12 protein-coding genes are annotated in these 12,681 nt (G+C 54.7%); 7 read left to right on the top strand and 5 right to left on the bottom strand.

The genetic code is table 11. From position 1 onward, the window contains the following. Positions 1-149 precede the first annotated feature (149 nt). Together FY046_RS00310 and FY046_RS00305 are read left to right on the top strand one after the other, a co-directional pair. A complete protein-coding gene (locus tag FY046_RS00310) occupies positions 150-1,679 on the top strand; it encodes a carboxylesterase/lipase family protein (RefSeq protein WP_446185581.1) in 1,530 nt (509 codons plus the stop codon). A 234-nt stretch (positions 1,680-1,913) separates the two neighbouring features. Beyond that, positions 1,914-3,566, top strand: coding sequence for a methyl-accepting chemotaxis protein (locus FY046_RS00305; protein ID WP_446185580.1), 1,653 nt, complete (start codon positions 1,914-1,916; stop codon positions 3,564-3,566). Here FY046_RS00305 and FY046_RS00300 read toward each other — a convergent pair. The 4 genes from FY046_RS00300 to FY046_RS00285 form a co-directional block, all read right to left on the bottom strand. Continuing rightward, positions 3,563-3,685 (bottom strand): hypothetical protein, encoded by a 123-nt coding sequence (locus FY046_RS00300; RefSeq protein ID WP_277950370.1) that lies wholly within the window; start codon positions 3,683-3,685, stop codon positions 3,563-3,565. The genes FY046_RS00305 and FY046_RS00300 overlap by 4 nt on opposite strands. A 48-nt stretch (positions 3,686-3,733) precedes the next feature. Beyond that, a complete protein-coding gene (locus FY046_RS00295; RefSeq protein WP_167863810.1) occupies positions 3,734-4,021 on the bottom strand; it encodes a contact-dependent growth inhibition system immunity protein in 288 nt (95 codons plus the stop codon). A gap of 4 nt (positions 4,022-4,025) precedes the next feature. Further along, positions 4,026-4,856, bottom strand: a complete 831-nt coding sequence (locus FY046_RS00290) for an RNase A-like domain-containing protein (protein WP_446185579.1) — start codon at positions 4,854-4,856, stop codon at positions 4,026-4,028. Positions 4,857-5,094: 238 nt separating this feature from the next. Continuing rightward, entirely contained in the window at positions 5,095-5,946 is an 852-nt protein-coding gene (locus FY046_RS00285; protein WP_133841943.1) for a LysR family transcriptional regulator, read from the bottom strand. Between the two features lie 132 nt (positions 5,947-6,078). Here FY046_RS00285 and FY046_RS00280 point away from each other — a divergent pair, with 132 nt between their 5' ends. The 4 genes from FY046_RS00280 (at position 6,079) to FY046_RS00265 (ending at position 9,252) form a co-directional block, all read left to right on the top strand. Beyond that, positions 6,079-7,248: a pyridoxal phosphate-dependent aminotransferase gene (locus FY046_RS00280; RefSeq protein ID WP_212815442.1), complete on the top strand. Its 1,170-nt coding sequence runs from the start codon at positions 6,079-6,081 to the stop codon at positions 7,246-7,248. Between the two features lie 24 nt (positions 7,249-7,272). Beyond that, positions 7,273-8,049, top strand: coding sequence for a transporter substrate-binding domain-containing protein (locus FY046_RS00275; protein WP_133841945.1), 777 nt, complete (start codon positions 7,273-7,275; stop codon positions 8,047-8,049). Between the two features lie 70 nt (positions 8,050-8,119). Next, positions 8,120-8,821, top strand: coding sequence for a helix-turn-helix transcriptional regulator (locus FY046_RS00270; RefSeq protein ID WP_133841946.1), 702 nt, complete (start codon positions 8,120-8,122; stop codon positions 8,819-8,821). 62 nt (positions 8,822-8,883) lie between these two features. Next, positions 8,884-9,252 (top strand): VOC family protein, encoded by a 369-nt coding sequence (locus tag FY046_RS00265; protein ID WP_133841947.1) that lies wholly within the window; start codon positions 8,884-8,886, stop codon positions 9,250-9,252. Between the two features lie 391 nt (positions 9,253-9,643). On the opposite strand, the gene pepT is transcribed toward FY046_RS00265, so the two are convergent. After that, positions 9,644-10,876 carry a peptidase T gene (pepT, locus tag FY046_RS00260; protein WP_167863813.1) on the bottom strand — a complete coding sequence of 411 codons (1,233 nt, stop codon included), beginning with the start codon at positions 10,874-10,876 and terminating at the stop codon, positions 9,644-9,646. Positions 10,877-11,003: 127 nt separating this feature from the next. On the opposite strand from pepT, the gene FY046_RS00255 reads away from it, so the two are divergent. Beyond that, on the top strand, positions 11,004-12,596 hold the full coding sequence (locus tag FY046_RS00255) for an ABC transporter substrate-binding protein (RefSeq protein ID WP_133841949.1): 1,593 nt from the start codon (positions 11,004-11,006) through the stop codon (positions 12,594-12,596). Positions 12,597-12,681: the final 85 nt, after the last annotated feature.

The raw sequence follows: 12,681 nt of genomic DNA, 5'->3' as shown, positions 1-12,681 counted from the left end.
GTAAAGGCGGAATGCGCATGAAGCGGTGTGTCGATCATCGCACTGAGTAAAACACGCGTCATATCAGCATAATCTGCAAATCAAAAGCCGTGATGGACTTTCTCCCTTCGTCTGCAAATAATTAACCCAGAGATGATGTGGAAAAACCTATGAGAAACGAACGATCATTACGGATTATGACGGCGGAAGGCAGCCTGCTTGGGAGTGTGGAAGAGGGGATTTTCGTCTTCAAAGGGATTCCTTATGCGGCACCGCCCGTGGGCGAACTTCGCTGGAAGGCGCCGAAACCACTGAATGCCTGGCAGGGAGATAGAGACGCCACAGACTGGGGACCGGCCAGCTGGCAGAGTCGGGAGTATTGCCTGGCGGTAGGCGGCGGCGACCCCGGCCGTTTTCATGAAGACTGCCTGTACCTCAACGTCTGGACCCCGGATATCGCCCCGGCAACACCGCTGCCGGTCATGGTGTGGATTCACGGTGGCGGCTACGCCGTTGGCTCCGGTGGATTAACCCCGTATCTGGGGGAACCGCTGGCGCAGCGTGGTGCGGTGATCGTGACGATAAACTATCGCCTGGGCCAACTGGGCTTTTTTGCTCACCCGGCGCTGGACCGCGAATATGCCGATGGTGAAGTGGTCAATAACTTCGCCTTACTCGACCAGATTGCGGCCTTGCAGTGGGTACAGCGCAATATCCGTGCCTTTGGTGGAAACCCGAAAAACGTCACGCTGATGGGGGAATCCTCCGGTGCCCGCAGCGTACTCTCGCTGTTTGCTTCACCGCTGGCCGAGGGGTTATTCCATAAAGGGATTGTCCAGAGCGCCTACGGTGTGCCGGATGTGTCACGTGCAGAGGCACTCAAAAAAGGGCAGGCGCTGGCCAGCCATTTTAATCTGCCTGATGCCAGCGCGGAACAGCTACGTGCCTTACCCGCTGAATCATTCTGGCCACTGGATCGTGCGCTGAGTATTGGTCCTGTGGCGATTCACGGCGACCGCGTGCTGCCGCAGCCGATGCTCAGCGTGTTTACCGCAGCCAGACAGCAGCGCCTGCCGCTGATGATTGGCAGCAACAGTGATGAAGCCAGCGTACTGGCCTATTTTGGTGTGGATGCGGCTAAGGTGATTGCCGATATCCGCCGCAAGCATCCGCTGGCGCTCCGACTGATCAAGCTGCTGTACCCGGACGTCTGGGATGATGGCGAACTCGGCAGGCAGGTGGCGCGTGACATGACCTTCACCACGCAGGGGTACATTGTCGCCCTGGCGCAGCACCGTGCTGGTGTGCCGGGCTGGCGCTACTATTTTGATTATGTCTCTGAAAACGCGCATGATCTCTATCCTCATGGCACCTGGCATGGCAATGAAATTCCGTACGTCCTCAACACGCTGGGCCAGTTAGATCCCGTTGACACCGCACGATCTTTCACTGAGGGAGACCATGATTTTTCCCAACGTGTCAGCGAATACTGGCTGCGTTTTGCCCGCGATGCGACGGTATTCTCGCATCAGATAAACGGGGAAACCGACTGGCCCGCCTGGCATCCCTGGAGTGACATCACGCTGTGCTTTGGTCGTCACGGCCTGGCCTGTATTGCCCCTGAAAAACGCTTTATGCGACGCAGAATGCAGGTGTTTCGTCTGCTGATGCGGGCATTTGTGCATCTCAGACACGATTAATTAGGGTTGCTCAGGGGATAGTTAATTTTTACTGCTGTATTTTAAATGACCTAAATCGTCAGAAAACGGCATCATAGCAATAACTTATGATTTACCATGGAAAGTATGAGGAATAAAACGCAGCAATATAAATCGTGTTAATTTCTTAATTTTTTAAAGTCTCCGTGCCGATAACTTGCCTGATAGCCCTAGATAACAACACTTTTATCGGTATCACCAGGTCACGGAGTCATTATGAAATTATTAAAAAATTATACCATCCGCGCAGTTTTGCTGTGGATCTTAGGCTTTTTCTGCCTGCTCTGGGGCGCTGTCGGTACGTACAGCGTGTATTCACTGGATCAACTGAGTGACGGAAATGCCGTCGATCGCCATCTGGTCGGACAGATGAGCACATTAAGCAAAGGTAACGATCAGTATTTCCGCGTGATCACCCGTTTAACGCGTGCGATAGATTCCAAAAAACCGGAAGACATGGCGTCGGTGCAGAAAGCACTGGATAACATGGCCACGCTGCTGGCTGATTTCAAACAACAGTCGCCGGGCCCGCTGGATCAGCAGTACGCTTCCGGTGCCATTGACAGCTGGCAGAAGCTGCTGGATGACGGTGTTAAACCGCAGGTTCGCCTGGCACAGCAGGGGTCACCGGATGACTACCGTCGCCATGCCGCCAGCATTACGCCAGCCCTGAGCCGTGATTTTGGCGCCAGCGTGGAGAAATTCAACGCGGCGGCGGCGGCTAAACTCGATGCGACTCGTGTTACGGTCGACCATCTGACCCACGTCACCAAAACCGTGCTGGTACTGGCGGTGATTGCCGGATTGTTGATTCTGGTGTTTACCGACCGCTATCTGGTGGTGATGCTGGTGCGTCCGCTGGACACCATCCGCGAGCACTTCCGTGTGATTGCCGAAGGGGATCTGACCCAACCGGTTAACGACTTTGGCCGTAACTGTGTCGGCAAACTGGTGCCACTGCTGCGGGCGATGCAGGACAGCCTGCGTGACGCCGTCAGCGCTATTCGCAGCGGTACGGAAAATATTCATCGTGGAGCGGCAGAAATCTCCTCCGGCAACAACGATCTGTCCTCGCGTACTGAAGAGCAGGCCTCGGCGCTGGAGCAGACGGCAGCGAGCATGGAGCAGCTGACCGCCACGGTGAAATTCAATGCCGACAACGCGCGTCAGGCCAGCTCACTGGCGGATACTGCCTCTGTAACGGCCAGCAAAGGCGGCAAGCTGGTCAATGAAGTGGTTAACACCATGCAGGGAATTGCCGGCAGCTCGAAGAAAATTGCCGAAATTACCACGGTCATTAACAGCATTGCCTTCCAGACCAATATCCTTGCACTGAACGCAGCGGTAGAAGCCGCCCGCGCCGGAGAGCAGGGGCGCGGTTTTGCCGTGGTGGCCAGCGAAGTGCGCAACCTGGCACAGCGTAGTGCCGGTGCAGCGAAAGAGATCGAAACGCTGATTGCGGACTCTGTTTCCCGCGTCGATACCGGTTCGAAACTGGTCGGTGAAGCCGGAAGCACGATGGGCGACATCCTGACATCGGTGGCGGAAGTCACCGAAATCATGAAGCAGATCGCGTCAGCTTCCGAAGAGCAGAGCAAAGGCATTTCTCAGGTGGGCACCGCGATTTCAGAAATGGACAGCGTCACCCAGCAGAACGCCTCGCTGGTTGAACAGGTTTCTGCGGCAGCCAGCGCGCTGGAGCGCCAGACGGAAGAGCTGACGCTGTCGGTGTCGAAGTTCCGCCTTTCCGCCAACAGTGCCCCTGCCAGTCATTCTGCCGCTGCACCGGCAGCGTTGAAAAGCCCGCTGAAAGCCCTGGGTGCGCCAAAAACCCGCGCCGCCTCTGCTGACGAGTGGGTGTCTTTCTAAGGCTGTTCACATAACCACGCCACCCGCTCATCCAGCAGCGGTGGCGATACTGACGACGGGCGACGGCTCAGGCTATAGACCGCGCCCGTTTTTACATTGTTCGCAAACAGCGTGACCATGTGCTAATCGCCAGATATTTCGTCGAAAATGTTAATTTCGCTTCTTTGTCAGCGGCTGTCGCGTTGCTGTTTTAGATAGTGAGATAACCAGGACAGGAACGCTACCGGGGAGGGGCGTAAAAAAGCCATACTCACACTGCACACTTGCTCCAGGGCGCGGTTTGCAGAGTCATCATCAGGATAGTGTTTTAGAAAGTCGTCAATTTCCTCAATCAAGTTATTATCAACCTCATCCTGATCGTCAATATATGCATCCACGATTTCTTGATAACTGTCTCCCCAGTCGGGGCCAAAAAAAAACCGAAAAAAAATCCTTATCGATTCGTATTTTTTCATCGTGTTAACCCAAAATTGGAAACGCAGTTAAAATATAATAAGGTTTGTCATTATATTGTTTTTTTGAAAGAACAAATTCAATTTTATTTGTTTCAATCATCTTACCTGACCGCACTGCGATAACGCTCCCTACCGGGCTACTGTGAGTGTAGCTAAGCTCTAAATAGTTTCCTGTACGATCAGGTGAAGTACTCTTGGCCCAGATTCGGATCCGGCTCCGATTTGCTTTGATTGCTTTGCTAAGAGCCTTCTCAGCAATATTTAAGTTATAGAATGAACTGGTGGCGCCACTAAAAGGGTTTAGAGATCCTGATTGCAGGCCTCTTTTTATTTTATCCCTCATTTCCGACTCAGACTGACCAATGTGTTTTTTAATCGTATGTCCGCCTCCCTTAGTCCCTTTCACTGCTTCATGTTTCATCAGACTAATCTGTCCCATCCTGACAGAGGCTACACGTGCTACCCCGGCAATTGAGAATGGAATAACAACATCCACAGCGATACCAATCTGGTCAGCGGTGGGCTTATCCACGCCTAAATCTTTTGCTATTCCTGCCGTAGCGCGTGCAGTCATTGAAGCCGTTGGTTTGCCTGAATAGACCTGGTAAGCCGAGGCACTCATCCCGTCCAGGCTGTGTGCCCCAACAATGATGCATCCCGCTTTCGTTACCCCAGTAGGCTCAGGGACCAGACAAAGTGCAGTGGCACTGGCAAGCTCGAGCACACTACCGAGAAACCCGATGCTGCCCCAGATACGCTCAGTGAGCACAGATTCATCTGCCATGACGGCTGCCAGCTGGACCGGGGTTAATGCAATACTAAAACCGTTTTCCATAACATTTCCTTGTTATTTAATAATCCAGTACGGATGGTAAAGGAGTGGGATTAACGGGTAAATATTATCCTGTTCATCATCGGCTTTTTCATAAAAACACTAGCTTTGCACTAAGCTGGCATGTCACCAATAAATACGCCATTTCTCTGATGGGTACCTGGATTTCCGGGGGTAACATCACCCTGCATGTCGCTGGCAACGCAACCCGCGCCGCCTCTGCTGACGAGTGGGTGTCTTTCTAAGGCTGTTCACATAACCACGCCACCAGCTCATCCAGCAGCGGTGGCGATACTGAAGGCGGGCGACGGATCAGGCTGTAGACCGCGCCCGTTTTTACACTGCCCGCAAAGGGCGCGACCAGACGCTGCATCGTCAGATCTTCCGCTATCAGTGTGACATCGGCCACGGTCACGCCAAACCCCTGAATGGCTGCGCTAATCGCCAAATCCATCGTTGAAAAATGCTGATTCCGTTTCATCGCCAGCGGTTGTTGCTGTGCCTGTAACCACAGCTGCCAGTCGCGGTTGTCGGCAGTGGGATGCAAAAACGTCATGTCTGCCAGGGATGTCGCCGTTGCAGGCCCGTCGGGGAGCAGGGAGGCGGCCATGACCGGTGTCAGCGCCTCTTCAAACAACAACACGCTGTTGCGCGGGCTGCTGCCATACAGAATGGCCGCATCAAAGTTATCCAGCTGGCTGCTGTGATCCACGGTCGTGGTCAGGGAGACGTGCAGTTCCGGACGTGCTTTCTCCAGCGCCACCAGCTTTGGCACCAGCCAGCGCATCGCGCAGGTCGGGGCTTTCAGACGGATCATCGCATTCTGCCTGCTGGCCTGTTGCGCCGCTTCGTGCATCTGCTGATAGCCACTTTGCAGCGCGGGCAGCAGGCTGGCGCCCTGCGGGGTCAGCGTCAGACCGCGTGCATGGCGGTCAAATAGCGCAAAACCCAGCCAGGCTTCCAGCGCGGCAATTTTACGGCTCACGGCACCCTGGGTAATACAGAGTTCGCTGGCGGCACGCGTCAGATTGAGATGACGGGCGGTCACAATAAAAGCATGGATGGCATTTAACGGCAGCGGGCGCTGAGGCATGGGGTTCTCTGAGCTATGATTAAACGTCATGGCTATTATGACAACAATTCGCTTGTCGCCTCAAGTGCCGCCGCGTTGAATAGGGCTAACGAATTTTACCCTGTTTGGCTAATGTCCTGACCTGGAGCTTCCATGACCATCACCTCTTCGGTGCAGCAACGTTCTAAATTACCCGATGTCGGTACCACGATTTTTTCGGTGATCGGCCAGCTCTCTGCACAGTACAACGCGATTAACCTGTCGCAGGGCGCCCCTAACTTCCCGTGTGATCCTCAGTTGGTGAACGGTGTGACCCGCGCCATGCAGCAGGGTCATAACCAGTACGCCCCGATGACCGGCCTGGCGGCGCTGCGTGAGGTGCTGGCAAACAAAGTTGAAACGCTGTACGGCCAGAAGTATGACGTTGCCAGCGAAGTGCTGATCACCGCCAGCGCCAGCGAAGGGCTGTACTCGGCCATTGCCGGGTTGGTTCATCCGGGTGATGAAGTGATTTTCTTCGAACCAGCGTTCGACAGCTATGCGCCTATTGTGCGTCTGCAAGGTGCAACGCCCATCGGCCTGAAATTACAGGTACCTGATTTCGCCATCAACTGGGATGAAGTCAGTGCGGCGATCACGCCGAAAACGCGCATGATCATTATCAATACCCCGCATAACCCGAGTTCACAGGTCCTCAGCCGTGACGATCTTGACCGTCTGGCATTACTGACCCGCAACACGGATATCGTGGTGCTGTCGGATGAAGTCTATGAGCATATTCTGTTTGATGGCCGTCAACACCACGGAATGGCAACCCACTCTGAGCTGGCGCAGCGCAGTGTGATTGTTTCGTCCTTTGGAAAAACCTTCCATGTGACCGGCTGGCGCGTCGGTTATCTGCTGGCCCCGGCTGAGTTGATGGATGAAGTGGTGAAAGTGCATCAGTTTATGATGTTCTCCGCCGACACCCCCATGCAGGTGGCGTTTGCCGACTATCTGCATCAGCCCGCTAACTATCTGGGCCTGGGGGAATTTTACCAGCGTAAACGCGATACGCTGGCCAGCCTGCTCAAAGATTCACCGTTTACGCTGCTGCCTTCGGCCGGATCGTTCTTTATGTTAGCCAGTTATGCAGATTTCAGTGACGAGACTGACAGTGAAATGGTAAAACGTTTGATTGTTGATCACGGTGTGGCCACCATTCCGCTGTCGGCGTTTTATACCGATGGCACCGACAATAAATTAATCCGTCTTTCTTTCGCAAAAGACGAAGCCACCTTGCAGGCGGGCGCGCGCGCACTCTGTCAGGTCAAGCCTCGCTAACAGCACCACTCTGAGGGTAAATGAATGAAAAAACTGAATGCGTTGTTTGTGGCAGTAGGGTTGCTGACGTCCATGTCAGCGCTGGCGCAGGACACACTGCGTTACGGTCTGGAGTCACAGTACCCACCGTTTGAAAGCCGCAACGCCTCAGGCGAGCTGGAAGGGTTTGATATCGAACTGGGCAAAGCGATTTGCCAGGTGGGAAATTTCAAATGCAGCTGGGTGGAAAGCAGTTTTGATGCCCTGATCCCGGCGCTGGCCGCGAAGAAATTCGATGCCATCAACTCGGCGATGAACATCACCGAAGCGCGTATGAAAAGCATCGGTTTCACCAATCCTATTTACCGTATCCCGAGCATGCTGATTGCGAAAACCGGCTCCGGCCTGCTGCCAACCGTTGACAGCCTGAAAGGCAAGAGCATTGGTGTGCTGCAGGGCTCCGTTCAGGAAACCTTCGCCAAAAAACACTGGGAGCCACAGGGTGTGACTGTGACGCCTTACCAGGATCAGAACCAGGTTTACAACGACATGGTCGCGGGCCGCCTTGACGGTACGCTGGTGATGTCGGCTGCCGGGCAGTCTGGCTTCCTGGAAAAACCGCAGGGTAAAGAATTTAGCTTTGCCGGTAAGGCCGTGGAAGATCCGGTGGTACTCGGTGTCGGCATTGGTTTTGGTCTGCGTAAAGACGATGCCAAATTGAAAGAAGCGCTGGATGCCGCCATTGTGAAAGTGCAGAACGATGGCACCGTCACCAAACTGGCCGCGAAGTTCTTCCCAGGTATTGATGTGGCAGTGAAATAACGTTACGCCACTCCGGCGGCCAGCCCTGCTGGCCGTCCCTGACATCCTCCCCAAACCGCCGAAAGCCACTATGTCACGTGCTCAACGTCTGCTCGATCTGCTGCAACTTTTGCGTAACCACCGTTTCCCCATTACGGCTGAGCAACTTGCCAGCGAATTGCGTGTCAGTACACGAACGCTTTACCGTGATATTGCCACTTTGCAGCAACAAGGGGCGGATATCGTGGGTGAACCCGGATTGGGCTATGTATTAAGACCCGGCTTTACCCTGCCGCCGTTAATGTTTAACACCGCGGAAATTGCGGCGCTGGTACTCGGTTCCCGTTGGGTTGCGCGCCGGACCGATAACGAACTCGCCGCAGCGGCGCACTCTGCATTAAGCAAGATTGCCGACGTTTTGCCACCCGAACTGCGTTCGCAGCTGGAGTTATCGCCGCTGATGGTCGGCCCGGCGAAGGCGGAGTTGGCTATCAGTATTGATGTTGGCGCATTACGTCAGGCTATCAGCCGGCAGAACATCATAGAGATTGACTACCTTGATCTGAAAGACGTTAGCTCCCGGCGCAGAGTCTGGCCCATTGCGATTGGTTTTTTTGACTCTGTGCAGGTGCTCGTGGCCTGGTGCGAAACACGCGATGATTACCGCCATTTTCGCCTTGATCGTTTCACCCACCTGCAGGTCACCGCGCAGCGGTATCCACGTGCTCGCACACAGCTGATGAAAGCGTGGCGGGAACGCCATAATATTTCTGCTCAGGGATTTGGCTACTGACAAAAACTGTCAGTCGCATCGCCTAGTCTGTTCCCGTCCAGTCACTAAACGGGAAACCCCAAATGAAAGCACTTGATTTCACCATTCTGTATGTTGCCAGCCCGGCTAACAGCGCCGCTTTTTACCAGCGGATACTGAACGTTGATGCCGTCGAATTTTCACCCACCTTTGCGATGTTTATCCTGCCTTCCGGCGGTCGTCTCGGGCTGTGGATAGCCTCCGGGGTGATGCCGCCGGTGAGTGCCGGAGCCAGCCAGTCGGAGATTGTGTTTACCGCAGAGAGTCGTGACGAAGTGGATAGTCTCTTCAGCCAATGGCAGGCGTGGGGCGTTGAGATCCTCGACCCGCCAGCAACGCTGGATTTCGGGTATACCTTTACCGCCTGTGACCCGGACGGGCATCGTCTGCGTGTGTATGTTTATGAGGAGTGAGGCGTACTCGCGGGTGCAGGTCAACGTCAAGGGTGTTTCGCTTTCACCCGAACTGGGCTGAGCGGTCGAGGGCTTGCGTCAGGCACATCGTACACTTGCAGCGAATCCCTTCGTCAGCTTCGTTCACCGACGCACCGGTTGTTGACGGCACATCGGGTTGCCGGTTTTAAAACCGACAGCGTGCAACGGTGCTGCGGGGATGGGGCCAGTTTGAGGTAAGCCGGACGTCACGCGACAGGACGTCGCGTGCCGAGGCCCGCAGGGATGCGGACTTTGCCGATCCGGCGTGCTCAAACTGGCCTCAGACCTGAAGCTAAACTGTCAGCCACAAAAAACAAGGTGATCCTTCAGCCCCACGGAAGGTCGTATTTCCCGGTAAGCCCACTAGAAATTACTCCGCTGCCAGCAGGCAGATTTTCTCAGCCAGCTGGTAAGACTTCACAAAGGACGGGATCGGCAGGAACTCAAACTTTGAGTGGAAATTATGCGCGCCAGTAAAGAAGTTCGGCGTTAATAACCCTTTTGCAGACAGCGCTGCACCATCCGTGCCGCCGCGCATCGGGATCACCTTCGGTTCAATATCCAGCTGTTTCATCGCGGCAAAAATCAGGTCAATCGGGCGCTTATCGGCGCCAATCGCGTTGCTGATATTGCTGTAGGTATCCGAAATACTGACCTCCACCTTGCCTGTTGGATACGCCTGGCGAATGATTTCCGCCACCTGATGCATCTGCTGTTTACGTTGCTCAAAGCTTGCCAGATCGAAATCACGAATCGAGGCCTTCAGGCGCGTTTCGCTGGCGTTGGCCTGCATATCATTAAACCAGGTGTAACCTTCACGTCCGGCAGTATGTTCCGGCGTCTGCTGGCGATCAAAGTGGCCGATAAAGTCCCAGGCCATCAGCAGCGGGTTCACCAGTACGCCTTTGCCTGACATCGGGTGGGCGGTAACGCCCGTCAGGATGATCTCAGCGGCGGCGGCATTGAAGTTCTCATACACCACTTCGCCCAGTTCGCAGCAGTCGATGGTATAAGCAAAGTCCACATCAAAGCGCGTCTTCAGATCCAGTGCTTTCGCGCCGCGCAGGCCGATCTCTTCATCCGGCACAAACGCCACCACAATATCGCCGTGCGGCTGCGCATCGTTCAGGTTTTCCATCAGCGTCATCACCACCGTCACGGCGGCTTTATTGTCGGCACCCAGCACGCTGGTACCATCGCTGAAAATAATGTCCTGCCCGTGATAAGCGGCGATCTCCGGGTGTTGCGCCTGGCGCAGCCAGATATCCTGTTCTGCATTCAGGCACAGATCTTCGCCCTCGAAGCGCAGGGTCTGCGGGTGAATATGCGGCGAGAGGCCGACATCCACGGTATCAATATGCGTAATAAAACCGATGCGCGGGGCGCCAGGGCGATTACCGGGTTTCACGGCGGTCACGGTGGCGAATTCATCAATCACCACGTTGTGTAACCCCAGCTGACGCAGTTCATCCGCCAGCAGCCGTGCCATATCATGTTGTTCAGGCGTGCTGGGCAGCACGGTGGACGCGGCGTCACTCTGGCTGGTGACCGCCAGATAGCGGTAAAAACGTTGAGTCAGCTGACGTGCCAGTAAATCAGTCATAAGCTTTCCTTATTTGTCTCGAGCGGTATGATTTCGGTAATGTGCAAAATCATGTTATTCATGAACAGGTTATTTACAGGTTTACGCACCACCCCCTGATAATGTCAAATAAAAAGCGAGGATGGAGATGAAGAAAGCGGTATTACGCACGGTTCTGGCGGCTCTGGCGCTGACCGTCACTTCAGCGGTTTCGGCAAAAACGCTGGTGTTCTGCTCTGAGGGATCGCCAGAAAACTTTAACCCGCAGCTGTACACCTCAGGCACCAGCGTGGATGCCAGCGCGGTGCCGATTTATAACCGGCTTGTCGATTTTACCCCCGGCACCACCCAGTTGATCCCCTCGCTGGCCGAAAGCTGGGATATCAGCCCGGACGGCACGGTTTACACCTTCCATTTGCGTAAGGGCGTGAAATTCCATAGTAATAAAAACTACAAACCAACGCGTGATTTTAACGCCGACGATGTCATCTTCTCGTTTATGCGCCAGAAAGATCCCGCCAACCCTTATCACAAGGTGTCTAACGGCAGTTACACCAACTTCGAAAGCCTGGAGTTCGGCACCTTGCTGAAAGGCATCGATAAGATTGACGATCACACCGTGCGCTTTACGCTTGCCCATGCGGAGGCGCCATTCCTCGCCGATCTCGGCTGGTACTTTGCCTCGATTCTCTCGGCCGAATATGCCGATGCGATGCTGAAAGCGGGCACGCCGGAAAAAGTGGATCGTGAGCCGATCGGCACCGGGCCCTTTGAACTGGCGCAGTACCAGAAAGATTCGCGCATCCTGTACCGTGCGTTCCCGCAATACTGGCAGGGCAAGGCGAAGCTGGACCGTCTGATCTTCACTATTACGCCGGATGCCTCAGTACGCGCGGCCAAGCTGGAGAAAAACGAGTGTCAGGTGATGCCGTTCCCGAATCCGGCCGATCTGAAGCGCCTGGAGGAAAACCCGAATATCACCATGATGCAAAAAGCAGGGCTGAACACCGGATTCCTCGCGTTCAATACGCAAAAAGCCCCGCTGGATAATGTCAAAGTGCGTCAGGCACTCAGCATGGCGATTAACAAATCTGCGATTATCGAGGCGGTATTCCAGGGGACGGGCACCGCAGCAAAAAACCTGCTGCCGCCGGGCGTATGGAGCGCGGATAAAGATCTGAAAGATTACGACTATGCGCCAGATCAGGCGAAGGCTTTGCTGAAAGAGGCGGGCATTGCACCGGGTACCACCATTGACCTGTGGGCGATGCCGGTTCAGCGGCCTTACAACCCGAATGCACGGCGTATGGCGGAGATGATCCAGGCGGACTGGGCGAAGGTCGGCATCAAAGCCAATATCGTCAGCTTTGAGTGGGGCGAATATCTCTCAAGGGTGAAAAACGGCGAACATCAGGCGGCACTGATGGGCTGGACCACGGCAACGGGCGACCCGGATAACTTCTTCGGCCCGCTGTTCAGTTGCACCTCTGCCAACGGCGGTTCCAACTCAGCGAAGTGGTGCTATGCGCCGTTTGATCAGCTGATTACCAAGGCGCGTGCCGAACAGGATCACGACAAGCGGGTAGTGATGTACCGCGAAGCGCAGCAGATTATGCACGATCAGGCGCCAGCGGTGATGATTGCCCACTCGACCATCTTTGAACCGGTACGCAAAGAAGTGACGGGTTATGAAGTGGACCCGTTTGGCAAACACATCTTCTATCAGGTGGATGTGAAATAAAACGCAGTGATGCTGATCTGCGCGATTGTCCAGGTTAACGTCAACGTCAACGTCAACGTCAAGGGCGTTTCGCTTTCCCGCTGCG

It is taken from the genome of Erwinia sp. 1181_3 (assembly GCF_052824965.1).
Note: the sequence above shows the minus strand (reverse complement) of the source record. Positions and strands in the feature narration are given on the sequence as shown.